Source organism: Fibrobacter sp. (assembly GCF_045601785.1).
Classification (GTDB): domain Bacteria; phylum Fibrobacterota; class Fibrobacteria; order Fibrobacterales; family Fibrobacteraceae; genus Fibrobacter.
This window is the reverse complement of the sequence record NZ_JAZSAF010000023.1, coordinates 51081-75339: the sequence shown is the minus strand read 5'-3', so window position 1 is coordinate 75339 and position 24259 is coordinate 51081. Positions and strand designations below refer to the sequence as shown.

Annotated in this window: 22 protein-coding genes; 17 read left to right on the top strand and 5 right to left on the bottom strand. The window is 49.1% G+C overall.

Features of this window, described 5'->3' with window-relative positions; all coding sequences use genetic code 11:
- Positions 1-165 precede the first annotated feature (165 nt).
- Positions 166-2871 carry an Ig-like domain-containing protein gene (locus ACKI61_RS03985; protein WP_407456490.1) on the top strand — a complete coding sequence of 902 codons (2706 nt, stop codon included), beginning with the start codon at positions 166-168 and terminating at the stop codon, positions 2869-2871.
- Between the two features lie 149 nt (positions 2872-3020).
- Here the strand turns inward: ACKI61_RS03985 and ACKI61_RS03980 are convergent, their stop codons facing one another.
- Complete coding sequence (locus ACKI61_RS03980) at positions 3021-4193, bottom strand: acetate/propionate family kinase (RefSeq protein WP_407456489.1); 1173 nt, start codon at positions 4191-4193, stop codon at positions 3021-3023.
- A gap of 164 nt (positions 4194-4357) precedes the next feature.
- On the opposite strand from ACKI61_RS03980, the gene ACKI61_RS03975 reads away from it, so the two are divergent.
- The 6 genes from ACKI61_RS03975 to ACKI61_RS03950 all read left to right on the top strand — a co-directional run bounded on the left by ACKI61_RS03975 (position 4358) and on the right by ACKI61_RS03950 (position 9991).
- Positions 4358-5488 carry an ATP-binding protein gene (locus ACKI61_RS03975; protein ID WP_072800073.1) on the top strand — a complete coding sequence of 377 codons (1131 nt, stop codon included), beginning with the start codon at positions 4358-4360 and terminating at the stop codon, positions 5486-5488.
- 81 nt (positions 5489-5569) lie between these two features.
- Positions 5570-6388, top strand: coding sequence for a hypothetical protein (locus ACKI61_RS03970; RefSeq protein ID WP_407456488.1), 819 nt, complete (start codon positions 5570-5572; stop codon positions 6386-6388).
- Positions 6389-6451: 63 nt separating this feature from the next.
- Positions 6452-6985 (top strand): phosphatase PAP2 family protein, encoded by a 534-nt coding sequence (locus ACKI61_RS03965; RefSeq protein ID WP_407456487.1) that lies wholly within the window; start codon positions 6452-6454, stop codon positions 6983-6985.
- Positions 6964-7635: a histidine phosphatase family protein gene (locus tag ACKI61_RS03960; RefSeq protein ID WP_407456486.1), complete on the top strand. Its 672-nt coding sequence runs from the start codon at positions 6964-6966 to the stop codon at positions 7633-7635. The genes ACKI61_RS03965 and ACKI61_RS03960 overlap by 22 nt, the downstream gene beginning before the upstream one ends.
- Before the next feature lie 282 nt (positions 7636-7917).
- The gene (locus tag ACKI61_RS03955) at positions 7918-9078 is read left to right on the top strand and encodes a trans-sulfuration enzyme family protein (RefSeq protein WP_407456485.1); all 1161 of its coding nucleotides are present in this window, start codon (positions 7918-7920) and stop codon (positions 9076-9078) included.
- A gap of 1 nt (position 9079) precedes the next feature.
- Positions 9080-9991: a PLP-dependent cysteine synthase family protein gene (locus tag ACKI61_RS03950; RefSeq protein WP_163414514.1), complete on the top strand. Its 912-nt coding sequence runs from the start codon at positions 9080-9082 to the stop codon at positions 9989-9991.
- Between the two features lie 12 nt (positions 9992-10003).
- On the opposite strand, the gene ACKI61_RS03945 is transcribed toward ACKI61_RS03950, so the two are convergent.
- The 3 genes from ACKI61_RS03945 to ACKI61_RS03935 all read right to left on the bottom strand — a co-directional run bounded on the left by ACKI61_RS03945 (position 10004) and on the right by ACKI61_RS03935 (position 12431).
- Positions 10004-10582, bottom strand: coding sequence for a hypothetical protein (locus ACKI61_RS03945; protein WP_407456484.1), 579 nt, complete (start codon positions 10580-10582; stop codon positions 10004-10006).
- Between the two features lie 265 nt (positions 10583-10847).
- Positions 10848-11435: a hypothetical protein gene (locus ACKI61_RS03940; RefSeq protein ID WP_407456483.1), complete on the bottom strand. Its 588-nt coding sequence runs from the start codon at positions 11433-11435 to the stop codon at positions 10848-10850.
- Between the two features lie 153 nt (positions 11436-11588).
- Positions 11589-12431: a metallophosphoesterase gene (locus tag ACKI61_RS03935; RefSeq protein ID WP_407456482.1), complete on the bottom strand. Its 843-nt coding sequence runs from the start codon at positions 12429-12431 to the stop codon at positions 11589-11591.
- A 242-nt stretch (positions 12432-12673) separates the two neighbouring features.
- Between ACKI61_RS03935 and ACKI61_RS03930 the strand changes: the two genes are divergently transcribed.
- The 5 genes from ACKI61_RS03930 to ACKI61_RS03910 all read left to right on the top strand — a co-directional run bounded on the left by ACKI61_RS03930 (position 12674) and on the right by ACKI61_RS03910 (position 17683).
- The gene (locus tag ACKI61_RS03930) at positions 12674-13228 is read left to right on the top strand and encodes a carboxymuconolactone decarboxylase family protein (protein WP_072977545.1); all 555 of its coding nucleotides are present in this window, start codon (positions 12674-12676) and stop codon (positions 13226-13228) included.
- 84 nt (positions 13229-13312) lie between these two features.
- Positions 13313-14359, top strand: a complete 1047-nt coding sequence (locus tag ACKI61_RS03925; protein ID WP_407456481.1) for an ABC transporter substrate-binding protein — start codon at positions 13313-13315, stop codon at positions 14357-14359.
- A 63-nt stretch (positions 14360-14422) separates the two neighbouring features.
- The gene (locus tag ACKI61_RS03920) at positions 14423-15400 is read left to right on the top strand and encodes an ABC transporter permease (RefSeq protein WP_407456480.1); all 978 of its coding nucleotides are present in this window, start codon (positions 14423-14425) and stop codon (positions 15398-15400) included.
- A gap of 9 nt (positions 15401-15409) precedes the next feature.
- On the top strand, positions 15410-16210 hold the full coding sequence (locus tag ACKI61_RS03915) for an ABC transporter ATP-binding protein (RefSeq protein ID WP_407456479.1): 801 nt from the start codon (positions 15410-15412) through the stop codon (positions 16208-16210).
- A gap of 108 nt (positions 16211-16318) precedes the next feature.
- Positions 16319-17683 carry an aminotransferase class III-fold pyridoxal phosphate-dependent enzyme gene (locus ACKI61_RS03910; protein WP_407456478.1) on the top strand — a complete coding sequence of 455 codons (1365 nt, stop codon included), beginning with the start codon at positions 16319-16321 and terminating at the stop codon, positions 17681-17683.
- Between the two features lie 122 nt (positions 17684-17805).
- Here the strand turns inward: ACKI61_RS03910 and ACKI61_RS03905 are convergent, their stop codons facing one another.
- Positions 17806-19110 (bottom strand): O-acetylhomoserine aminocarboxypropyltransferase/cysteine synthase family protein, encoded by a 1305-nt coding sequence (locus tag ACKI61_RS03905; protein WP_407456477.1) that lies wholly within the window; start codon positions 19108-19110, stop codon positions 17806-17808.
- A gap of 229 nt (positions 19111-19339) precedes the next feature.
- Here ACKI61_RS03905 and ACKI61_RS03900 point away from each other — a divergent pair, with 229 nt between their 5' ends.
- The 5 genes from ACKI61_RS03900 to ACKI61_RS03880 all read left to right on the top strand — a co-directional run bounded on the left by ACKI61_RS03900 (position 19340) and on the right by ACKI61_RS03880 (position 24220).
- Positions 19340-19750, top strand: coding sequence for a DUF4418 family protein (locus tag ACKI61_RS03900; RefSeq protein ID WP_407456476.1), 411 nt, complete (start codon positions 19340-19342; stop codon positions 19748-19750).
- Positions 19737-20957, top strand: a complete 1221-nt coding sequence (locus tag ACKI61_RS03895) for an ABC transporter permease (RefSeq protein ID WP_407456475.1) — start codon at positions 19737-19739, stop codon at positions 20955-20957. The genes ACKI61_RS03900 and ACKI61_RS03895 overlap by 14 nt, the downstream gene beginning before the upstream one ends.
- Before the next feature lie 17 nt (positions 20958-20974).
- The gene (locus tag ACKI61_RS03890) at positions 20975-21667 is read left to right on the top strand and encodes an ABC transporter ATP-binding protein (protein WP_407456474.1); all 693 of its coding nucleotides are present in this window, start codon (positions 20975-20977) and stop codon (positions 21665-21667) included.
- Positions 21668-21821: 154 nt separating this feature from the next.
- On the top strand, positions 21822-23165 hold the full coding sequence (locus ACKI61_RS03885; protein ID WP_072977585.1) for an O-acetylhomoserine aminocarboxypropyltransferase/cysteine synthase family protein: 1344 nt from the start codon (positions 21822-21824) through the stop codon (positions 23163-23165).
- Between the two features lie 26 nt (positions 23166-23191).
- Entirely contained in the window at positions 23192-24220 is a 1029-nt protein-coding gene (locus ACKI61_RS03880; RefSeq protein ID WP_407456473.1) for an ABC transporter substrate-binding protein, read from the top strand.
- The last annotated feature ends 39 nt before the right edge of the window (positions 24221-24259 follow it).

Genomic DNA, 24259 nt, shown 5'->3' with positions numbered 1-24259 from the left:
GGTGAGAAACTCAATTTTGTATAGGAATCTTTGCAATTTGAATGCCTCAGATTGTTCTTTAGCACCTGTCTAGGGGTTGTCAACACGAAAAAGCCTATTGACGGCTTTGCTACGTTTATATTACATTTAGGATTGGTGGATTGATAAAAGAAAAAGAGGTCAACTATGGGTAAAAAGATAGCTTTATGGATGGGTGCCCTACTGGGCGCCATGACGAGTTCGGTTTTTGCCGCGTCGGCTACAGTCTGGACCGAAGACGGTCCGGGTGATAAAGAACCTGCATACTGGTATGCATTCGATTATGGAACGGGTGCATCTGTAGATACATCTACGACAGCAGACAATGTCAAGGTCGCGGAGTTTGTAGCCAAGCCAGGAAAGACGGATAATGGAGCGGGCTTCGGCTTTACTTGGGAACAGAATTCCTCGTACAAGGATGTACCCATTTCGCTTGCCTCGTACAAGGGAGCGTGCTTGACCTACAGGTCTACGGCCCCTTTCCGCATTGACTTTAGACAGTCCACCATTACTGATGACAATTACTATGGGTCAGAATTGGCTGCTGGGTCGAAGAAGCTTTTTATCGCTTTTGCGAACCTTAAGCAAGGCTGGAAGTCAACGACAACTGTTGCCTGGAATGTCAGCAAACAGTTGGGTGTGCAGTTCAGCTATAAGAATACCCATGCGACTTCGAGTGTTAATACCAATACGGTGGAAATCATCAGTTTTATTTTGGCTGATGAATGCGTAACCAACCCCCCGGTACTTCAGCCCCCGTACCAGAATGGTGATGAAGTGGTGCTGAATGAGGGCGAAGCCCTGTCCTATGATTTGACTAAGATGTTTGTGGATCCCGATGGCGAAGATTTGACCTACACGGTCGCCATCACGGGCGATGTCGTGCTCGCCGACTCGCTCTACAAGACGGGAACGCTGAATCTGAAGACGACGGAGAATCCCTCTGGTAGCGCCACGGTGAAGGTGACCGCGACCGATGCGTCCAAGAAGAGCGCAACCTACCAGTTTACCGTGGAAACGGTAGATGGCGAAAATGCCCCGGTTGCCGCAGATGACTCCTTCGAAACCAAGGAAGAGACGAGACTTGCAGTGACGGCTACTTCGTCGAACAACATCTTGAAAAATGACTATGATGCCGATGGCGACAAGTTTGTCGCAGAACTTGTGGATTCTACGGCACACGGAGCGCTTACCTTTACTCCGTCGACCGGTGCCTTTATCTACATTCCCGAAAAGGACTTCTTCGGAACGGATTCGTTTACCTATCGCGTGGTCGAGACTGCCCGCTCGGGAGATGCCTCCTACGAAGTGCGTACGAGTAATGTTGCTACGGTGACAATCAATGTCAAGAACGTGGACGACTCTGCTACGGTGACTGTCGTGAAATCGGCATTTACGGTTGATACCGACGAGTATGCCCTTGGTGATACCGTTGAGGTTAATGAAGACTTTGAAATCTTTACCGTGAACATCTCTGCCGAAGATGTGGTGTTCGCTGACCCAGATGCTCTTGCAGGAGATGTTCCCCTTGCAGTCAAGGCGAGCGGAGTCGTAACGGCCGCGTATGTTCATGTTCAGGCAGGCGATAGCTATGTGATCGACATCAGCTCTATTGAAAATGCGAACGGCGTCGCCAAGGTGACCCTGTATGTCCAGGGCGAAGAATCGGTCAACGTGTTCTTCTACGTCAAGGTGAAGCCGGTTTCTGATCCGCCGATTGCCGTTGACGATTCCTATACGGTGGTGCAGGACTCGGTGAACAAGATTCTCAAGGCGAAGGGCGTTCTTGCCAACGACAAGGATCCCGACAATGCCAAGTCTTCTCTGAAGGCTTACCTGTATGACGGAGCGATTGAAGGCACGGTAACCCTTGCCGAAGATGGTTCTTTCACCTATGAAATTGGCCACTACGAAGGCGAAGACTCCTTCATGTATTATGTTGTCAATGCCGAGGGTGATACATCTCAGCCTGCTCTGGTGACACTGACTGTTGAACGCAAGAATTTGCCGCCGCAGGTTGTTGATGGTGTGGCTGATACGGTTGGCAACCGTTTGGCAGCGCTTAAAGAAGATTTCCCCACGCCGAAGCAGTTCTCCAAGAAGGAACTCCAGAGCTGGTTCACCGATGATACTGATGCTCCGACAGATCTGGTCTTTGCGGCCCGCAGCGACGACAGCCTGCTGAATCCTTCGATTTCTAGTACCGGAGTGCTCATGGTCCGGTCTGTGGCCGATGCCTGTGGCGATGCCGAAGTGATTCTGATTGTAAAGGACAAGAAGGGCGCTACGACCGAGTTTGCTATTCCGGCCCACATTGCGTGCGAACAGGACAAGCCGAAGTATGTGAACAATGTCAGACTGGATACCGTCTATGTGGGTGTTGGCCCCTGGAGCGGAGTCATCGATTTCAATGACTATGTTTATGATCCCGATGGCGACTCCCTGACCTTCACGGTGACGCCGACCAATAATTTCAACGAATGGTTCGACTGGTCCCAGGATGGCAATCTGCTGACGGCAAGCAACAAGGAAGACAAGGTGCTTGCTCCGGGCAAGCTGGTCTCGTTCGAAGTGAAGGCCGCCGATGCGGCAACCTTCGTCACCTTCAAGGTGTACCTGATTGCCGCGGATGATCCGAGGACCTCGATTGCTCCTGTGATTGCCGCCCCGAAGGCAAACTGGCAGAACGCTATCATGGCTAGTCAGGGGACCGTGGCAATCTTCGACATGCAGGGCCGCGTGATGTGGTCGCACAGGCTTCCGGTTTCCGAGGCGCAGGTGCGTAACGCTGCTGCCCAGGTACAGGGTCGCAAGATCCTGCAGGTGAATCGCCAGAGCTGGACGATTAAATAGGTTGTGAGGTATGGGCTCGGCGCAGAGCGCCTTTGAGTTCGCTTCGCTTTGAGATTAAGAAGAGGCTCCGTTGGGAGCCTCTTTTATATCATTTTTTTTGGGGGGGGGATAATTCAGAGCGACGCCTATAAGGTGGAGCGACCTCGCGCCTATTTGACCAGAGCTTCGGTGTCGAGGGCGATGAGGAGTTCTTCGTTGGTGGCGACGACCATCGCGGTCGGGGTGCCGTCCTTACTGATGATGTGGCCGGATTCCTTGCCGTTCTTCTCGTTGCGGGCTTCGTCAATCTGGTAGCCGAGAATCTTGAGGTTGTCCATGGCCATCTTGCGGACAAGCTTGCTGTTCTCGCCGATACCGCCGGTGAACACGAGCGCGTCGATGCGCGGGAGTGCCATGGCGATGCCGCCGATTTCGCGGGTGAGCCTGTAGGCGAACGTTTCGAGGGCAATCTGTGCGCCCACGTGGCCTTCGCTTGCGGCCTGCGTCAAAGTACGCATGTCGTTAGAGAGTCCGGAGAGGCCGAGCAAACCGGATTCCTTGTTTACGAGCTTGTCGAGGCGGTCAATGTCGTAACCGTATTTTTTGCTGATGAAGAAGAGAATTGCCGGGTCGATGCTTCCGGAGCGGGTGCCCATGATGAGGCCTTCCAGCGGGGTAAAGCCCATGGTGGTGTCAACGCACTGGCCGTTCAAAATGGCGGAGCAGCTGGAACCGTTACCGAGGTGAGCGGTAATGAAGCAGCAGTCTTCCGGCTTTTTGCCGAGAATCTTGGCGGCTTCGCCGGTCACGAAGCGGTGGCTCGTGCCGTGTGCGCCGTAACGGCGGATCTTGTCTTCTTCGTAGAACTTGTAGGGGATGCCGTAGAGGTAGGCCTTGCGCGGCATGGTCTGGTGGAAGGCGGTGTCGAACACGGCGACCTGCGGGAGGCCCGGGAAGAACTTGGTGGCGCATTCCATGCCGGTGGCGTGTGCGGGTTCATGCAGCGGGGCGAACAGCGTGATGCTGCGGATGTAGTCGATGACTTCCTGCGTCACCTTTTCGCTCTTCACGTACTTGCCACCGTGCACTACGCGGTGGCCGATGGCTTCGATGGTGTCGGTGAGCTTCTGTTCGGCGAGGAACTTCTGCACTTCGGCGACGGCTTCGGCGTGGGTGGGGCAGTCGAAATTGAAATCGATGTTGCCGACCGGGCCCTTGGCCTTGACGTGGCCATTTACGCCGATATTTTCGACGAGGCCGCTGGAGATGGATTCTTTGGTCTGGGTGTCGATAACGGCGAACTTGACCGAGGAGCTGCCGCAATTAAGAACGAGTACGCGCATATTAAAAAACCTTGGTAATTGATTATGGGAGAAAAAATAGCATTTTAGGGGGCCGCTGGCTTTGGGGGCGGGAAAAATGGCCGTTTTGGGTCGACTTTGAAAAATTGCCTAAAATAGGTTGCCTATTTTAGGCAATTTTTGTATATTAGTATAGAGAGGTCTTTATGCAAGAAAATCCGTTCATTGTCAAAGGGTATAAATCGCCGGCCTATTTCTGCGACAGAGATGACGAAACTGCCGCTATTATATTGAATATTCAGAACGGTGCCGATACGACACTGGTCTCTCCGCGTAAGTACGGAAAGACGGGATTGATTTTGCATACCTTTGCCGAAATGAAGCGTCGGCGCCTGAATTACGAGACTCTCTATGTTGACATATTCGCGACGTTGACCTTGGAAGATTTTACCAAGACCCTGGCAGAAGCCATCCTGATCAAATTTCCTGAAAAGACATCTATTGGCAAAGGGTTCGTAACTTTTTTGAAGACGCTTCGCCCCACGCTTACTTATGATTCCATTTCGGGTTCGCCGCAGTTGCAGTTTAACTACGGAACCGTTTCGGAAAAGGAATGGACTCTCAAAAGTCTGCTTGAATTTTTGAATACCCGCGAAAAGCCGGTTGTGTTGGCGTTTGACGAATTCCAACAAATTACGGAGTATCCCGAAAAGACGGCCGAAGCCTTGCTTAGAACTTATACGCAGTCTATGCAAAACATTCGTTTTATATTCTGTGGCAGTAAGAAGAAGTTGATGGCCGAAATGTTTACAAGTGCGGGTCGTCCGTTCTTTTCTAGCACCAAACTGCTGACACTTGGAAAAATCGATTCCGATAAGTATGCTGAATTTATTCGGGGCCATTTTTCCGAGGTGGGAAGAACGATTGATGCCGGTGCTGTTGATTGGATTTTGGAGTGGACGCGTCGCCACACATTTTATACCCAGACCCTTTGCAACGAAGTGTTTGCTGTCGGTGGCAACGTGACTATTGATGTGGTGAAAAATGCCGCAAACAGGATTCTAGAAAGAGAATCCGATTACTTTTTGCAGTACCGAGAACTCCTTACTCGTCAGCAATGGTTGCTTTTGGTGGCTGTTGCAAAAGAAGGTAGCGTGAGTAAGCTGACATCAACCGTGTTTTTGAAGAAATACAACATTGGTAGCTCCACGAACGCTCGCCGTGCGGCAGAATCCTTGCAAGAAAAGGAATTGCTGTTGACGCTTGAATCCAAAGAAAAACAGGAATACCAAGTTTATGATGTATTCCTGTCTCGTTGGCTGGAACGGGAGTTTTAGAAAAATTCCCCCGAGCGTATGGCTTGGGGGAGATGGTTACCTGGTCGTTGAGAATCTTCTGCTGACCAAGAGGGTTGTGGTTTGAAACAAATAATCTGCTTTGCTGCTATAGCGTTCTTTTTAACAGCTTGTTCGACTTCGCGTGCGTTGGTGTATGAAGGCTCTATCGAAGCGTATATGCCCACTCCCAATAAGGGGCTTGGTGTTTTTATAGATAAAGATACCCTTGTAAATCGAGTTCAAGTGGGTGTTCGTACTTTTGATAAAGAAACGATGCCGTTGTCACGTCTATATAACGAACAAGATTTTTTAGAAAAAGGTTCGCCTGCCTATAACCAAAAGGCTGATATTCGTTATAGAATGATTCGTTTTCCGGTTACATTAGAATTTGATCATTTCGAAAAAGAAAAAGAAACCCTATATGATTTTGGTCTCGGTTTGAATCCGTTTCCCTATTTTGAAATGGGCATTGGAAAAATGCATCAATTTGTTGAAATGGGCATTGCTTTAAACATCGGATTAGCGTTAGAACAAGAAAAATTGAAAGGCCATCAATTATATATCGAACATACGCTTGCTGGGGATATGGACGATTCTCGAGATAAAGAGTGGGACGGCGAATGGAAAATGACTGCCGCCTTGGAAGCGTATCTTAATATTTTGCCGGTAAAGAATATGGCTCTGACATATGCGTTTACATGTTTTTATCCGCAAATGTTCGATAATGTACATGGCTACGATGTCTCGTTTGATTTTCCACCGATTTTCATGAATTACGTGGGTGCGTCATATTTATTTGCTAAACATTATCAGGTTTCCCTTGGTGCGATTAAATATGGAGATTATCGCCTAGAACATAAATACTGGTATATTGAATCGTCGATAGGCTATATCTTCTAAATTGTCCCCGGAATTTATCAGGGGCTTGGCCTAGCGGCGGCTTATTTACTAAATTCCCCGTTGATGTTCAAGAAAATTGCTGAATTTGATAATCGCGTGTCGGTTTATTGGACTAACCGGCATTTTTCCGAGAAGACGACGAAGTTTCTCAAGTTTTATGTGCGTCTGGGTGACGGCTACATTTGGGGCGTTTTTGCTTTGTTCCTTTTTTTGCATTTGGGCTGGACCAATTTTTGGCCGATTTTGGTGCAGGCTTTGGTAGCGATGGTGGTTTCGCTGGGCTTGTATGAGCTTGTGAAGCTTACTACCAAGAGGCCGAGGCCATTTGCGGTGAATCCGCAAATCAAGGCGGAAGTTCCGCCTCTCGACAAGTACAGCTTTCCGTCTGGCCATACCATGAACAACTTGGCGGTGGCCTCGGCGGTGTTCTATGCGGTGCCGCAGTACGGCTGGATCATGATGCTGTTGCCGCTTACGTGGGGGCTTTTGCGCGTGTATTTTGGCGTGCATTGGCTCACGGATATTATTTGCGGTTTCTTGCTGGGCGTTTTGAGTTTTGTCATTGGACATGCGGTATGGATTTTACTCCCGCTGTAGATTTCTTTGCTTCGCTTGCGTCTGACGAACGCGTATTCCTGTTGGTGCGGCATGGGGAACGCAGGCATATAACTCCCGAAGATCCTGACTTTGGTGCGCATGTGGGCCTTACGGAGCGTGGGCGCGAGCAGGCCCTGTCGCTTGGCAAGAGCATTCCTGCCGAAGGCGATATGAGTTTCTTTTCGAGTCCGGTAGGCCGTTGCGTTGAAACGGCTTTGAATATTGGCCTTGGACGCGGCATCCAAAATCCGTCGATACAAAAGATGGATTGCCTCGCAGAATACTTTGTTCAAGATTACGATGAATACACCAAGGTGCTGCGCGCCGGTTTTTACGAAGGTATTTGCGAATGGCTACAAAATGAAGCTGCAGGTAACCCGCGCGGCGATAAAGAAGCGTTTGCGCCATTGGCCGCGCGCTCCGAAGAAATGCTTTCGATGATGCTTGAAAAGGGTGGCGCCCGCTTTAATATTTTCGCAACGCACGATGCTTGGGTGGTGCCGTGCCTTACGCACTTTTGCAAGATGACCTTTACGCCGCAACGCTGGATGAATTATCTGACGGGAATGGCCGTGGTTACCGATGCACAGAAGAATGTGAAACGGATTGTGCCCGTGACAGGCCTTGATACCGGCTGGTTATTGTTTTAAACTATAACAAGCCAAAGAAAAATAGTATAACCAAATAGCCTATTTTTGGTTGACAGCGTTATTGTTTTTGTCTATATTATTCCTACATAAATGATAGGAAATAAAAGAATGGCTCATTACTTGATGAACAAGTGTTGTTTCTGTTGGAGTCGATGTCGAACGGGCGACTAGTTTTTAGGCTTTTATCTAAAACAGATTCCCGCTCGGCTATGTCTCCGGAGCGGGATTTTTTTATTCAAATTTTAACAATAAATGGCGCATGGCGCTAAAGGACTTCAAAAAATGTCAACTTCCAAGTATATTGAAACGAAACTCATTCACGGCGGCATCGATGGCGACAAGGTCACGGGAGCCGTCAACGTGCCCATCTACCAGACTTCTACCTATAAGCAGGCGGGCCTCGGCGAAAATACCGGCTGGGAATATTCCCGCACGGGTAATCCCACGCGTGCAGCGCTCGAAGCACTGATTGCCGACCTCGAAGGCGGTGTCGCGGGATTCGCTTTCGGTAGCGGCATGGCCGCAACCTCTACGGTGCTCTCGCTTTTTAAGCAGGGCGACCGCATCATTATTTCTAGCAATGTTTATGGCGGAACTTTCCGCGTTTTGGACAAAGTATTCAAGAACCTCGGCATTACCTATTCCATCGAAGATACCACCGACTTGGCGACGCTCGATACCAAGGTGGCGCCCGATGTAAAGGCATTCTTTATCGAAAGTCCGGCGAACCCGCTCCTGACCGTGACGGACTTGGCGGGAGTCGCCGCGATTGCGAAGAAGCATGGAATTCTGACGATTGTTGATAACACCTTCATGACTCCTTATTTGCAGCGCCCGCTGGAACTTGGCGCCGACATCGTGGTGCATTCCGCGACCAAGTACTTGGGTGGCCATAGCGATGTGGTGGCAGGCCTCGCTGTAACGAACAATAAGGAAATCGCGGAAAAACTGGCATTCAATCAGAATGCCGTGGGCGCCGTGCTCGGCCCCTTCGATTCCTTCCTTTTGATTCGCGGAATCAAGACGCTTGGTGTGCGCCTCGATCGCCATACCGAAAATGCGGAGCGCATCGCCCGTTACCTGGAACAGCACGAAGCGGTAAAGCACGTGTACTATCCGGGACTTCCGACTGCTCAGGGTTACGAAATCAACAAGAAACAGGCCAAGAACGGCGGCGCCATGATTTCGTTCGAACTTTACGAAAACTACAACATCAAGAAATTCTTCAAGGCGCTAAAGCTGATTTCGCTCGCCGAAAGTTTGGGCGGTGTTGAAAGCCTCGTATGCCATCCGGCCACCATGACCCATGCCTCTATTCCGAAGGAAATTCGCGAGAAGGTGGGCATTACCGACGGACTCATTCGTTTGTCTGTAGGTATCGAAAAAGTCGACGACATTATCTTGGATTTGAACGCCGGCATTAACGCCGCGAAGGAAGCGTAATATGCATTACTATGAATCGATGCAATCTTTAATCGGGAAGACTCCGCTTGTAAAACTTAACCATGTCGGGCTCCCCGAAGGCGTAAACCTGTTTGCTAAACTCGAACTCTGGAATCCCTCGGGTAGCGTCAAGGACCGCACCGGCCTTTACATGGTAAACGACGCGATTGAAAAGGGGCTCCTGAAACCGGGTGGAACCATTGTCGAAGCCACCGCAGGCAATACAGGCCTCGGCATCGCTTTCGCAGCGCTCAACCGCGGCATCCGCGTGATATTCGTGGTGCCCACCAAGTTCTCGCAAGAAAAGCAGACGCTCATGCGCGCCCTCGGTGCAGAACTCATCAACACCCCGCGTGAAGACGGAATGCTCGGCGCCGAAAAGAAGGCCGAAGAACTCCTGACGCAAATTCCGGGCTCTGTTTCGCTCAGACAGTTCCGTAACATGGCGAACCCGCTGGCCCATTACGAAACCACCGGCCCCGAAATCTACGAAGATTTGGACGGACAAATCGACTACGTGGTCGCAGGCGCAGGCAGTGGCGGCACCTTCAGCGGAATCCTCAAGGCGCTCAAGGAAAAGAACCCGAACATTAAGGGCGTGCTCGCAGACCCCATCGGCTCTACTATGGGCGGCGGCGAGCATGGCGACTACAACATCGAAGGAATCGGCAACGACTTTATCGCCGACACCATGGACATGTCGCTGGTGGATCAGGTCATCAAAATCAACGATGACGACGCCTTTGGCGGCGCCCGCGAACTCGCCAAGAAAGAAGGAATCTTCGCAGGTTCCTCTTCGGGTGCCGCGTTCACCGCAGCCAAGAAGCTCATCGCCTCGGGCGCCCGCGGAAACATCGTGTTCGTAGCCCCCGACCGCGGCGACCGTTACTTTAGCAAAGGGTTGTATGAGTAAATTGCGCTGTACCTAAAATACGGAGTCCTGTTCGTCTTCAATTTTATCCGCATTTTTGAAGAAATAATAAAGAATCAGGAATCCCTGGCGGGAAGAAATCTCGCTTGCGGAACATTCGAGAACAACCATATCAAGATTGTCGGCGAGTTTTCCTCCCTTACCCCAGATGGCGGCCAAAGTACGTGCGCCACCTTTTAAGGTGTGCATCCAATAATTGCCTTCTTGAAAAACAGATTCCGGATCAATTTCATCACGAATCGTAGCTTCGCCGTACTTCTTTGCGATACGGTCTTTGGTGGTATTGAAAGCGCTCTGCAATTCTGTTCCATAGTCGTTTGTACTGATAGCCGAAGAAATTGCCTTAATCTGATACAAACCCTTATTTTTGTCAACAAAAACAAAATAATACTCAAATGACGGGTGACTTTTCTTAGGCTTGATTATGTAGGCGTCATTTTTTACGAACTCGGGTTTGCCCTCGCACTCCTTGGCAATCTCCTTAATCGACATACCCATCTTTAAACCAAAAGGCGACGCCATGGCAAGGGCGGGAAATATCGTCACAATCAGAAGAAAAAGCATCTTTTTCATATTATGCCTCCTGAAAAGAGTGTTTCTGCCCATAAAGATACATTCTTCGAGTGTCAAAAGATGACAATCGCGGAATTTTTTGTAAAAAAGCAGAAATAGAGAGCATAAAGAAAAATACCTCCTTTGAGCGTGAAGTTTTCTCTATACTTTGACTTCCCAATTCTGAACAAGGCCCGTTCCAAACCATAGACAGTAAGCAGTTCTTGATACAGTCTGAAATTCGTCTTAGCGACGTTCCTCAGTTTATCCTTTATCGACTGGACATTCATACAAGAACCTCCAGATAGGTCTTCAGGATTTTCAGGCACGAAAGTTTTTCTGCATAGCGATAGAGTTTGTTTATGTTCCGGTCTTGCCTTGCGAGGTAATTGGTCAGGATTTCCTTGGTTTCTTCGATCCCCACCTTGTTCCTGTTAGAGACAACGTCAACGACTGTTTTTTCTATATCGTAAATTTTGAAGGTGTTCTTGTTTTCGCTTACCGTGCGCACGCCAACGGTATGCCGCCTATCCGAGAAATAATGCAGCGAAAGTCTTTGCGATTCTGGCTGCGAAGAAAGTTTTGTCTTTGGCGGAACTGCGACATCGATGGCATCGGGACGGAAGGTCGTCAGACCATAGTAAACGGCAGCGCTCAGAAGGCACACCACCCCCTGGGGCGCAAATGCCTGAACGTAATAGAAATCGTTCATCTCGCCGGCAAAGTTCGCGTTTTCGTAATACGATTTATTGAGCCGAAAAAGTTTGCCCTGTTCGACCATTTTCGTTATTTGGTAATACGAAAAGCCATGCTTTTGGAGTTCGTCACTCGAAAAGACAAGTTTTTGGTCGGATAGAACATTCTTTTGTGCCATACCGTAAATATACTTTTTTCACAGTAAAATTTCAACTAAATACGGAAAATGTATAGATATTTCGAATTTCTTTGAAAAATTAGCAAGAAAACGACTACAATTTTGAATATTTGTAGTTGTTTTGTACAGGTTTGAAAATCCATTTTCCATATTTCACTCCACCTCTACCAAGAAATCTTCCCGTTTTAGCCCATATTCCGCATAAGGATTCTCGTCGGGGTAGCCCACGGGATTGCACAGCAGCAGATGTTTTTTGCCTAGCGGGTCGGTGTATTCGCGCTTGATGGCGGTGTGCGTGTGGCCCGCCTGCCAGATGCTCCCGTCATCCAGGTTCTCGAGGTATTCCGCCCCGTGGAAATAGAAGAAGTTCGAGCAGGGGTCTTGCCGGTAACGTTCCGCCATCTCGAATTCCAGCGGCAGGAAGTGCGACATCATGATTTTCGGGCGATGTGAAGTAAGTTCGCGGAACACGATGTCATAATGTCGCCAGAGTTTGTCGGCGTTGTTCTGCATGTATCTCCAGTGACGAGCGTCGAACCAGCGTGTTGCCCACAGGATTTTGTTCGCAATTTCGGATGCGGCAGGCGAATGCTTGTACTTGAAATCGCACATGCCCATGCAGCCCGCAACGCCTTCTGCGATGCGGTTTTCAAGCAACTGAATGTTCGGGATTTTCCCAGCCTCGGCAAGGAAGTACTTTATTTTACTTTCAGAAGTTGTGAATTCTTTATCCGCTCCGAAGCGCCCCAGATGCTCAGTGATGATGTCGTGGTTCCCGAAGCACACATAAACCGCGCTGTATTTTTCGGCAATGAACTTCAGGAACTCCACATAGGTGAAGTAATCGTTTGCGATATCGCCCGCGATACAGCAGGCATCCGCCGGCAAAAAGTGGCGTTCAAAGTAGTCTTCGAAATGTTTGCGTAGTATGGCGACAGTACGGGTTACCGGCGCATAGAAATCAACATGCAAATCGCTGATAAAGTAGTAAGTCATGCCTCAAATCTATACTTGGGTATTTGGGGCGTCAAGGGGACGGACTGCGAGTTGTTTTTGCTATAACTTTCCTCTATAACAATCGATAGTTAAATAGTATACGTTTATGCCTTGACTAGGGGAACATCTTATTCTATCTTAAAGCCTACAAAAATGGTAGGAAATTAAACTTAACCAAAAAAGACTTCAACAAAAATCAAAAACTAAAACGGTGCGAATGCACCACAAGGAGAGTATAAACAATGGCAAGAGTACATTTAAAACAACCAAACGAATTGACTGGAGAAGCAAAGGCTGCTTACGAAAAGCTGGAAGCTGCAGGCAAGGTGACCAACATGAAGTTGGTGATGCTCCAGGATTACGGCATCTACAAGGCTTTCATGGGCTGGTACGACGCTTGGGAAAGCCTCGAAAAGGCGGTTGGCCTGCGTGCGGCAACGATTTTTGCACACTCGGTTTCTACGACGAACGGCTGCCTTCTCTGCTCGCTGTTCTTCATTAGCGATTTGAAGGCTCTGGGGCTTGATCCGAACAACTTCGAAACTTCGGAAAACGAAAAGCTTTTGCAGCAGCTGGGCCAGCAGATCGTGAAGGATCCGACTAAGGTTCCCGACGAACTTTTCGAAGGACTGCGCAAGTTCTATACCGACGAACAGATTATCATCATCGTGGGCTTTGGCGCTCAGATGCAGGCGACGAACAACTTCAATTCTGTCTTGGGTGTTGACGTTGACAAGCGTCTTCTGCCTTTGAAGGAACTGTTCAAGCCCGCTACTTGGAGAGAAAATATCAAGTAATTTGTACTCTCCGTACAACCTGGCGCTCCTGGAAATATTCGAAGTCCATTTTCAGGGGCGTCTTTTTTAAAAAGGAATTAAAAAATGAAAGCTAACTACAAGATTTACCTCACCGCCCTGCTCGCTTTCGGATTTGCCTTTGTAGTAGGGGCGTGCGGTGGCGAAAATTCTGATAAGCAAACTGCAAAGCAGACTGAAAAGTCTCAGTTCAAGTTTGGCACTTTGGAACTCCCGATTCTGGATGGTTCCTTGTGCGGTGCGCCTTTCTACGTGGCTAAGGAAAAGGGGTTCTTTGCCGAAGAAGGGATTGATGCGAGGTTGATTGCTGCCGATGGCGAAACCCGTAAACTTGGACTTAGCAAGGGCACTTATGCGCTCACCAATTCCGACTTCCAGTTTTTCCAGGCGATTGAAAATGGCGTTGACATCAAGATTGTCGATGGTATTCATATCGGCTGCATCAAGGTGCTGGTGAAGAAGGGTTCGCCCTACAAGACTGCTGCTGATTTAAAGGGCAAGAAAATTGCCGTTGACGAAATCGGCGGCACGCCGCATCAGGCTGCAAGCCTTTGGCTCTCGCTGGGAGGTGTTTCGACCAAACCCGAAGATAATCAGGTGCAGTTCTTGCCTTATGCCGATGGTAACTTGGCTCTTGAAGCTTTGGAACAGGGCCAGATTGATGCCGCTGCCATTTGGGATCCGCTCGCTTCTGCTTACGAAAAGTCGGGCAAGGCCGACGTGATTATGGATGTGGCGAAGGATCCGGTGTTTGACGGTCGCTACTGCTGCTTCATTTATGTGTCTGCCAAGATTCTGAAGGAAGAACCGGCAAAGATTGCAGCGCTCTTGCGTGCGATTCACAAGGCCGAAGCCTGGATTGCTGAACACCCCGAAGAAACGGTTGACATTATTGCCGAAGGCAAGTATTCCGAAATCGAAGACAAGCCGCTGGCTGTTGAACTGATCAAGAGCTATGTGTACACTTCGCTGGAACAGCGCAAGACTCTTGGCCGCGACGTGAAGGGCGACTTGCGTTACTTTAGCGAACAGCTCAAGAAGATTGGCTACCTCACGCAGGATCCAGACCAGTTTGTCGCGAATCTGTACGAAGAAGTCGATTTGAACAAGTAATCATATTTCCTTGTTGCTTGGCGCCCGCAAGGGCGCATTTTTAAAAATTTTACGGAGAGTTGAATGAACATTGTTTTGACGATTTCAGGATTCCTGGTCGCCTTCTTGGTGAACTTGTTTTTTCCGCAGGTAGCCGAGAATGTGCGAATCAAGGAATATGTTTTTGGCGGGTTTAGAGTTGACGACAATTTGGCATACCGCTTAGTTTTGCTTGCCATTATTGTCTATTACGCGGTCTATACGGTGGTGCTGTTTGTCCGCAAGGCGAGTGCAGATAAGGTGGCAAAATTTTTCGCGGGCGCGAAGTTCCGTTTCGCGGTTGGCCTAGCGCTTGCGGCGTGGGATATTCTCGGGACCAAGTTGCTGTTTTTGCCGCAGCCGTTTTTCCCTGGGCCTGCGATTATTATGGATGCCTTTATTGGCGATACCAAATTCATTTGGCAGAATACACTTTACTCGTTGCGCCTTTTTGTAGCCGGATTTTCGGTGGGTGTGGTGACGGGTGTGTTGACTGGTGTGCTGATTGGTTGGTATCCGAAGGCTCGCTACTGGATTTTGCCGGTGCTCAACATTTGCGGCGTGATTCCGGCAGTGGCATGGATGCCTTTTGCCTTGACGCTTTTCCCGACTTCGTTTGCGGCGGCGACTTTCTTGATTGCGATTTGCTCCTGGTTCCCGGTAGCGACCATGACGGCTGACGGGGTGCAGGGTACGCCGAAGTCGTTGTTTGAACTTTCGCGCACTTTTGGCGCGGGGCAACTGTACCAGATTTTCCATATTGCGATTCCCCACGCAATGCCTCAGATTTTTACGGGCATTATGACGGCGGCTGCGTTTGGTTTTACGACGCTCGTGATGGCCGAAATGATGGGGCAGCCGGGTGGTCTTGGCTACTACATCAATACTTCGAAGGTGTGGAGTGCGTATTATAAGGTGTTTGCGGCGATTGTCGTGATGGCAGTGCTGTTCTCGGCGATTTTGAAAGTGGTTGGCGCAGTACAGCGTTATGTGCTTCGCTGGCAGAAAGGCGTTGTGCGATAGGAGGCTTTGATGACGGATATTTTAGATAAAGAAAAAATCTTGAAGATTCGCGATGTAAACCGCTCCTTTATCGATGAACGCACGGGCGAACCGCGGCAGATTTTGAAAGATATCAATCTTTCTGTTTTTGAGGGCGAATTCATTTCGATTCTGGGCGCATCGGGTTGCGGTAAAACGACGCTTTTGCGCTTGATTGCGGGGCTCGATCCTGTTCAAGAGGGCAAGATTATTCTTGATGGCGAACCGGTGCATGGGCCAGATTCCAAGCGCGGTTACGTGTTCCAGCAGGGTTGCCTTTTCCCGTGGCTCACGGTAGAAGACAACATTGCGATGGGCCTCAAGATTCGGGGCGTTTATAAGCAGAATAAGGATAAGGTTCACGATTTTATCGAAAAAATCGGTCTTGGCGGATTCGAAAAGAATTTCCCGCACCAGATTAGTGGCGGTATGGCGCAGCGCGTGGCAATTGCGCGTGCGTTGATTAATGATCCTGAAATCTTGCTGCTTGATGAACCCATGGGAGCGCTGGATTCGTTTACCCGTGCAGACATCCAGAACTTGCTTTTGGAACTTCGCAAGGAACGCAATACTACGATGATTTTGGTGAGCCACGATATTGACGAAGCGCTTTACTTGTCTGATCGTATCGTGATTATGACGCCGCGTCCGGGGCGCATTAGCGAGGTGCTTGAAATTCGCGACAGCTTCCCGCGTGAAAGAGGCTCGGCGCAGTTCCTGGAAAAACGCCGCAATATTTTGGAACGCTTCAATTTGGCGCGCTCCAATACTGCTCCGGAATACATCATTTAGTCTAGAGGGATTTGTTATTGGAAAAATTGATAACGAGCGCTAAAAATAAAGTATTGGACAGCGAGTAAAATCGCACCTATATTTGTTCACAAAATTAAGGAGAGTACTATGTCAAATAACGTTAGTTATGTGGCGGGAGAAAATGCCGCCTCTTATGAAAAGGCCCGAAAGTATAACCTGTTTTCTTTCGCGAATGCCCCCCATAAAGATTACAAGCCGTTCTTTGTAGACCATGCCGACGGTATCTACGTTTACGATGGTGCAGGCAAGGAATACATCGATATCGCGTCGGAACTGGTGAACGTGAATATCGGCTTTAATAACCGCCACATTATTGAAGCGGTGCAAAAGCAGGTGGAACGTTTGGCTTACATCGCTCCGCGTCATGCCTTTGCCGAAGCGGGCGAACTCAGCGAACTCTTGGTTGAAAAGATTGCGCCGAAGAACATGAAAAAGGTGCTGTTTACGTTGGGTGGCTCCGAGGCAAACGAATTCGCCATCCGTTTTGTGAAGGCGTTTACGGGCCGCGACAAGATTTTCTCGAAGTATGAATCTTACCACGGAAGCACTTATGGTGCCTCTAGCCTTACGGGCGAAAGCGAACGCGCTTCGCTGTTCCCGACGATTCCTGGATTTATCAAGTATCCGGCGCCGCATCTTTACGGTTACGACATTAAATTTGCAAGCGAAGAAGAAGCGACCAAGCATTTCCTTTCTCGCCTGGAATATCAGATTCAGCAGGAATGCCCGGAATCGGTGGCGGCTGTGTTCATTGAATCGGTCACCGGTTCTAATGGCGTTTATCTTTACCCCAAGGGATACCTGAAGGGTGTCCGCGAAATCTGCGACAAGTACGGAATTTTGATGGTGTGCGACGAAGTCATGAGTGGCTTCTTGCGCACGGGTGAATGGTTCGCCTGCCAGGCCGATGGCGTGGAACCGGACCTGATTACTTTTGCAAAGGGTGTGAATAGCGCTTACGCTCCGCTCGGCGGCGTGCTCATTAGCGAGCGTATTGCGAATTATTATGAGGAAAATGCCTTTACTGCAGGGCTTACCTATAATGCGCATCCGCTGGGCGTTGCGGCGGCTATTGCCTGTATCGAAGAATATTTCCGCTTGGATGTCAAGGGCAATGTGAAAAAGCAGGAACCCATCTTGAAGAAAAAGCTTGCAGAGCTCAAGGCGAAGCACCCCTCCGTTGGCGATGTACGTTCTGTGGGCCTTTTCGGTGCCATCGAATTCAGCTACAGCAAGGAGCATAAGGACGTGATTCGCAGGAATGCGGCGGGCGAACCCTTCCTCGGAAACTTCATCGCAAAACTCCGCAACGATTACGGCATTCTCACGATGGGCGGCGGCTCTACGATTCTGGTGGCACCTCCGCTGATTATCAACGAAGCCCAAATCGAAGAGATCTTTGCTCGTCTCGACAAGGCGATAACCGAATACGCCGACGGTTTAATAAAATAATCATCTCCAATTCTATCATGGCGGACTCAATTGAGTCCGCCATTTAAATTTCTTTGTGCCATAAACTAAAGGTGACTGCTAAATGCAGCCACCTTTTAGGTTTTACTATGGTTATAATCGCGCTATTGGATTGCGACGAAGGCTTGTTCCAGGTCGGCAATCAAGTCATTCACGTCTTCAAGACCAATCGAAAGCCGAATAGTTTCTGAGTGGATATCGGCCAATTCCTGGGCGCGTTCCGGGAGCTCGATGTGGGTGGTTGTAGACGGGTTGATAATGAGCGAACGGGCGTCACCGATGTTTGCCTGGAAACTGAAAACTTTAACGGCTTCCAAGAACTTGATAATGGTGGCGCGGTCGTTCTTTTTAAGGCCAAAGCTCAGGATTGCGCCGGCACCCTTGGGGAAATACTTGGCGGCGAGCGCCTTATACTTGCTTTTTTTTGCGTGCGGGTGATTGACCCAAGAAACTTCGGGGCGCGTTTCCAAAAATTCTACAATCTTTTCAGCAGACTTTACCGATTTCGAAAGACGTTCCGAAAGGGTTTCAATTCCAAGAAGCACCAGATAAGAATTGAACGGGGCTATGGCACCGCCCAGGTAATTCAGGTGAATGGCGCGAATACGGCCGGTGAAAGGCGTATCCGGGAACACGTCGTAAAAACTGCGGGGTACACCCTGCTGCGACACCAAGAAATGCGGTTGGCCGTCGAACTGTGGGAACTTTCCGTTTTTCCAGTTGAACTTGCCGTTTTCTACAATGGCACCGGCAATCACGTTGCCGTGACCCGTAAGGCCCTTGGTCGCCGAATAAACAACCACATCGGCGCCGAAATCAAACGGATTCAACAAGTAGGGGGTTGCCACCGTGTTGTCGACAATCAGCGGAATTCCATGCTTGTGGGCGATATTTGCGATCGCTTCGATATCCAGAATGGTGGCGTTCGGGTTGGTGATCGATTCGATGTAGATTACCTTGGTGTCTTCTTTAACGAGTGCCTCGAAATTTGCCGGATCGTCAGGGTCTTCTACAATGTCATACTTGACGCCCGTCTCTCCGAAGATTTGTTCGAAACTATCGAAAGATCCTCCGTAAGAACGAGCTGTTGCAAGGATTCTGCCTTTGCCTGCTGTGACGTTCAAAAGCGAATACGTAACCGCTGCCATGCCCGAAGAAAGCATGACAGCTCCGGTTGCTCCCGGATGGAGTGCCGTAAGGCGCGCGTCAAGTACATCCGTTGTCGGATTAGAAAGTCGTGTATAAAGTGCTTCGGCGCTGTCGAAATAAAACAGGTCATCGCTACGCTTTACGGTGTCGAGCGTAAAAGCGGTAGTCTGATAAATAGGCACCGAAACAGCGTGGTTGTGTTCAGCAGGATTATAGCCTGCGTGCAATTTAAGCGTATCAAAAGAAAATTGATTTGACATTATACTCTCCTTAATTTTTTTTGAAAGCAAATATAGATGAGGTTTTCACGAATGTCCAATACTTAATTCTTATGCTGATTTATTGATTTTTTCTATAGGCGAAAGCGATTAACGAGGTGAAGCGTCTATTGTTATAACAAAAACCTATAACAAATTATAGTGATATAGTATTGGACATTTTCGGTATACCTTTTTAATTTATGCATCGAAAATTTTTAAGGAGAGTGCCATGAAACAGTACAAAGTATTTGTTGTTGCTAATCTGATTTTCGGCGTTTTGCTGATTGTGCTTACCAAGTTGATTTTGCCTGTTTGCCATCCGATTGGTGGCGGAACCATGAGTTGTGAAATTTCGACGACGGTAGATGCTTTTTTAGGACTTGCTTTGCTTGCAAATGCCGTCGTTGCTGCGGGGCTCCTTAAAAAGAAAGCACATGTCATTCTTTCTGCAGTAACGCTTGTGCTTGGTGTTTTTGTTTCGCTGGTGCCAACAGTAATTGTTGGAACATGCCAACATGCTCAAATGGCATGTCACGTGATAACAGCTCCGGTGCTTGCTGTTTTTGGTGTGCAGATTGCGCTTCTTGCGGCGCTGAATTTGATTTACTTGAAATTGAGGAGGCGAAATGAACAAGACTGATTTTAATTTGATTATTGAAAATTACTTGCGAAACCCCTTTAGAAGTTTTGGGCTTTCGCTTTTGATTGCCTTGCTCGCCTCGGTGCTTTTGGTGGGCGGGCTTTTGTCGTTTTCGCTTTCGAAGGGCCTGAATCGCCTTTCGTCTCGCTTGGGAGCCGACGTGATTGTGATTCCCCAGGGGAGCGAAATCAACGACCAGACTGTACTTTTGCAGGGCGATTCCAAGTACACCTATTTGCCGCAGGGCTCGCTGGAATTTATTCGTGGCCTTGACGGCGTAGAAATTGCGACGCCGCAGTATTTTTTGACCACCTTGAATTCTAGCTGCTGCGAACAGAAAGTCATGATTATCGGTTTCGAGCCGGCTTCTGATTTTGTGATTCAGCCTTGGATTCACGAGGTTCTTACAGACAAACTCCCTAAGGGTGCTATCGTGGTGGGCGGCGACATTAGCGTGGGCGAGAAAAAGACCGTCAAGTTCTTTGGCCATGAATACCCTGTGGCGGCCTCTCTTGAACCGGTTGGCAACAAGTTGGACCAGGCCGTTTTTGTAGATGTGGCAACACTTGCCGATATCCGCGAGGCAGCTAAGGCCAAGGGCGTGATTTTCTTGCATCAAGATGTCAAGTCCGAGGGCTCGGATTCGCCGATTTACTCCAGCGTTTTGATTAAATTGCGTGCAGGGGCCGATATCGATCGCCTCTCTCGAGAAATTCATACCCGCTTTGACGGCGTGCAGATTCGCACCCGCAAAGATTTGTTCTCGGGTCTTGAAAAGTCGGCGAATTTCTTGCAGATTGTGGTGTGGTCAATCGTGGCCCTTTTCTTGGTGATTGCGGTTGCCGCGATTGTGATTTCGTTTTCACTGTCGACTCGCGAACGCAGGCGTGAATATGCACTTTTGCGAATTGTGGGCTATGCCCGCAAACGTTTAAGGACTCTTGTGCTGGGCGAATCGCTGTTGGTTTCGGCGGTAGGAACGTATATTGGATTGCTGGTTTCGAGCGTGTTTTTTTTCACTTTTAAAATTTGGATTGGCGAACATGTGAACGTGCCCTTTATTGTTCCTGGAAATGCCGAAATCGCCGCTGTTTACGCTGTGGTGGTTTTGCTTTTGCATTCGGTGGGGCCGGTGGCGGTTTTCGGCGTGGCAAATAAGGTGAGCAGTATTGATGCCTACGCCGCTTTGAGGGAGGTAGAACATTGATTTTAAACGTTTCTAATTTGTATAAAATCTATACCCGCCGCGGCGAAGAATTTAACGCAGTCGATAATGTGGAATTTTTTGCCTGGTCCGGTGATTTCTCGGTAATCTATGGCGAATCGGGAAGCGGAAAGAGTACGCTTTTATCGCTCCTTTCGGGAATCAATCGCCCCTCGCATGGTTCGATTATTTTTAACGGTATCGATTTTGCAAGTTTGACTGATGCCGAACTTTCCGCAATTCGTAACGATAAAATCGGCTACATTCCACAAGAATCCGTTTTCTTGCCGCATTTTACGGTGCTGGAGAATATCTTGTTGCCTAAGGCGTTTCGCGAAGGCAATAAGGTTGAGGTGAGGGATATTTCGGAATTGGTCGATATTGATATTCATTCAAAACTCGAAACTCTCGGCATTGCCCATTTGGTGAATGAAATGCCGGCGGAGCTTTCGGGAGGTGAACTCAAGCGAGCTTTGATCGTGCGCGCCATGGTTAACAATCCCGATATCGTGATTGCTGACGAACCGACCAGCAACCTTGACGAAACTAATGCCAAGATTGTCTTTGACCTTTTGGCGGAACTTGCGCAGTCGGGAACGTCGGTACTTGTGGCTACCCATGATCCTCGCGGCTTCAAGTATGGTGACCGCATTTACACCATGCACAAGGGGAGACTCTTGCCGAACGGTGAATCTGATTATGGTGGATTATAAATAAATTAACCTTAAGTGATGCTGCCCTCGACTCGGTCGGGGGCGTTTTCGTTATAAAAATTTTTGATAATTCCGCATAAAAACAAAGTATTAGAAAAAGTGTAAGTTCCTTTCTATTTTTCGCATTGAAAAATTTATAAGGAGAGTGATTCATATGCCAAATAAATCATCAAAAAATTCAAGTAAAATTTCAGCAGACGTTTCGAATCCGTCCAACTGGAATTTTGGGACCAAGTGCTTACAGGCGGGCTGGAAGCCGAAAGTGGGCGAGCCCCGCGTTTTGCCGATTTTCCAGTCAACCACTTACAAGTACGAAGATGTTGACGAAGTAGAACGTCTTTTCGCCCTCAAGCAGTCGGGCAATAAGTATACGCGTACGGGCAACCCGACGGTAGCGGCTTTTGAAGCAAAAATTACCGAGTTGGAAGGCGGCGTGGGCGCTGTCGCAACTGCATCGGGACAGTCGGCCGTATTGCTCGCTATTTCGAATTTGGTCAAGGCAGGCGATCATATCGTAGCCTCTAAGGCGGTGTATGGCGGAACCTACACGCTGCTTGATGTTCGACTTTCTAAGCTCGGCGTTGAAACGACTTTTATTGACCCGGAAGCCCCTATTGCAGAACTTCGCAAGGCATTCCGCCCGAATACAAAATTGGTCTTCGGCGAAACCATTGGTAACCCGGCGCTTGGCGTTCTGGATTTTGAAAAGTTCTCGAAGCTTGCCAAGGAATTCGACGTGCCGTTCCTTGTGGATAATACCCTTGCAACGCCGTTCTTGGTGAAGCCCTTAAAGCATGGCGCAAACATCGTCATTCATTCGGCTACCAAGTACATCGATGGCCATGCCATCGCTTTGGGCGGTGTCGTGATTGACGGCGGCAATTACAACTGGAATAACGGAAAGTTTCCGGATCTTGTCAATCCGGACGCACAGTACGCCAACACCTCTTATACCGAAAAATTTGGCCGTGCCGCCTACATTGTCAAGGCCCGTGCCCAATTTTTGCGCGATTTCGGTGCCGCCCAGAGCCCGTTCAACGCATTCCTTTTGAACTTGGGTCTTGAAACTCTGCATTTGCGCATGCCGCAGCACAGTTCTAACGCCTTGGCTTTGGCGGAATACCTTTCCAAGCACCCGGCAGTAAACTGGGTCAACTATCCGGCGCTCAAATCTAGCCCGAACAGCAAGCGCATTCGCAAGTATTTCGATTACCAGGGCGGAAGCGGCGTGCTGACCTTTGGCCTCAAGGGAGGCAAGGCGGCCATTCGCTCGTTCGTGAAGGCCTTGAAAGTTGCTGCCTTGGTGGTGCATGTGGGCGATGCTCGCACAAGCGTGCTGCACCCGGCAACAAGTACTCATTCCCAGCTTTCGCCGAAGGATAGGCTTGCTGCAGGAATTCCTGACGACATGATTCGCGTGTCCGTCGGTATCGAGGATCCGCGCGACATTATCGCCGATTTTGAGCAGGCGATTAAAGCAAGTACAACAAAACATTAAAACACTATCAATACAGGAGATTATAAATGAAATTCATCCAAACATTACTATCGTTTGCAGCCGCTTTTACTTTGGGATTTGCACTCATCGCCTGCGAAGAAGAAAAATCCGAGAAGGCTGCCGCTACCAATGAATCCGCTTTTAAATACGGTACTGTCGAAATCCCCGTTTCCGATGGAACCCTTTGCATTGCGCCGTTCTTTGTCGCTAAAGAAAAAGGCTTCTTCGCTAAAGAAGGTGTTGATGTGAAATTCGTGTCGGCAAATGCTGAAACCCGCAAAATCGGGCTCAACAACGGAACGTATCCGATTACGAACTCCGACTTCGCCTTTTTCCAGTCCGTCGAAAACGGCGTGAACATCAAGGTGGTCGAAGGATTCCACGTCGGATGTATTCATTTGCTCGTCAAGAAGGGCTCGCCAATTCGCTCCGCGCAGGATTTGAAGGGCAAAAAGATTGCCGTGAACGCCATTGGGGCAACCCCGCACCAGGCCGCAACACTTTGGCTTGAAGCAAACGGAGTCTCTGCCATAAACGATGTGCAGTTCTTGCCCTATGCCGATGGCAACTTGGCGCTTGAAGCCTTGGAACGCGGGCAGGTCGAAGCGGTATCACTTTGGGACCCGCTAGGAAGCCTTGCCGCAGTTGACGGTCGCGCCGATGTGCTGATGGATTTGGCAACCGACCCTGTTTTTGCAGGCCGCTATTGCTGTTTCTATTATGTTTCGGGAGTTCTTCTGGAAAAGGAACCGGAAAAGATCAAGGCTCTTCTCCGCGCTCTCGAACAGGCGCACACCTGGATCAGCGAACACCCGGAAGAAACCGTGGAACTCATGCAGGCAGGCAAGCACTCCGCCATCGAAGACAAGGAATTCGCAACCGCACTCATCAAGTCTTACGAATACCAGTCTCCTGAACAGAAAATCAAGAGTGGCCGCAACCTGAAAGCCGACTTGCACTACTTTGCAGACCTATTGCATAAAGTCGGATACCTGCAGCTGAATGCCGACGAATTCACCGAAAAAATCTATCGCGAAGTCGACTGGCATAAGTAATAATTTGTACTCCTAAATTCCTGTGCACTACTCTCCGCG

Excerpts from the sequence above, each read along its gene's own strand:
- ACKI61_RS03985 (WP_407456490.1), top strand. The coding sequence starts at position 166 with ATGGGTAAAAAGATAGCTTTATGGATGGGTGCCCTACTGGGCGCCATG.
- ACKI61_RS03980 (WP_407456489.1), bottom strand. The coding sequence starts at position 4,193 with ATGCGCGTACTCGTTCTTAATTGCGGCAGCTCCTCGGTCAAGTTCGCC.
- ACKI61_RS03975 (WP_072800073.1), top strand. The coding sequence starts at position 4,358 with ATGCAAGAAAATCCGTTCATTGTCAAAGGGTATAAATCGCCGGCCTAT.
- ACKI61_RS03965 (WP_407456487.1), top strand. The coding sequence starts at position 6,452 with ATGTTCAAGAAAATTGCTGAATTTGATAATCGCGTGTCGGTTTATTGG.
- ACKI61_RS03960 (WP_407456486.1), top strand. The coding sequence starts at position 6,964 with ATGGATTTTACTCCCGCTGTAGATTTCTTTGCTTCGCTTGCGTCTGAC.
- ACKI61_RS03955 (WP_407456485.1), top strand. The coding sequence starts at position 7,918 with ATGTCAACTTCCAAGTATATTGAAACGAAACTCATTCACGGCGGCATC.
- ACKI61_RS03950 (WP_163414514.1), top strand. The coding sequence starts at position 9,080 with ATGCATTACTATGAATCGATGCAATCTTTAATCGGGAAGACTCCGCTT.
- ACKI61_RS03945 (WP_407456484.1), bottom strand. The coding sequence starts at position 10,582 with ATGAAAAAGATGCTTTTTCTTCTGATTGTGACGATATTTCCCGCCCTT.
- ACKI61_RS03940 (WP_407456483.1), bottom strand. The coding sequence starts at position 11,435 with ATGGCACAAAAGAATGTTCTATCCGACCAAAAACTTGTCTTTTCGAGT.
- ACKI61_RS03935 (WP_407456482.1), bottom strand. The coding sequence starts at position 12,431 with ATGACTTACTACTTTATCAGCGATTTGCATGTTGATTTCTATGCGCCG.
- ACKI61_RS03930 (WP_072977545.1), top strand. The coding sequence starts at position 12,674 with ATGGCAAGAGTACATTTAAAACAACCAAACGAATTGACTGGAGAAGCA.
- ACKI61_RS03925 (WP_407456481.1), top strand. The coding sequence starts at position 13,313 with ATGAAAGCTAACTACAAGATTTACCTCACCGCCCTGCTCGCTTTCGGA.
- ACKI61_RS03920 (WP_407456480.1), top strand. The coding sequence starts at position 14,423 with ATGAACATTGTTTTGACGATTTCAGGATTCCTGGTCGCCTTCTTGGTG.
- ACKI61_RS03915 (WP_407456479.1), top strand. The coding sequence starts at position 15,410 with ATGACGGATATTTTAGATAAAGAAAAAATCTTGAAGATTCGCGATGTA.
- ACKI61_RS03910 (WP_407456478.1), top strand. The coding sequence starts at position 16,319 with ATGTCAAATAACGTTAGTTATGTGGCGGGAGAAAATGCCGCCTCTTAT.
- ACKI61_RS03905 (WP_407456477.1), bottom strand. The coding sequence starts at position 19,110 with ATGTCAAATCAATTTTCTTTTGATACGCTTAAATTGCACGCAGGCTAT.
- ACKI61_RS03900 (WP_407456476.1), top strand. The coding sequence starts at position 19,340 with ATGAAACAGTACAAAGTATTTGTTGTTGCTAATCTGATTTTCGGCGTT.
- ACKI61_RS03895 (WP_407456475.1), top strand. The coding sequence starts at position 19,737 with ATGAACAAGACTGATTTTAATTTGATTATTGAAAATTACTTGCGAAAC.
- ACKI61_RS03885 (WP_072977585.1), top strand. The coding sequence starts at position 21,822 with ATGCCAAATAAATCATCAAAAAATTCAAGTAAAATTTCAGCAGACGTT.
- ACKI61_RS03880 (WP_407456473.1), top strand. The coding sequence starts at position 23,192 with ATGAAATTCATCCAAACATTACTATCGTTTGCAGCCGCTTTTACTTTG.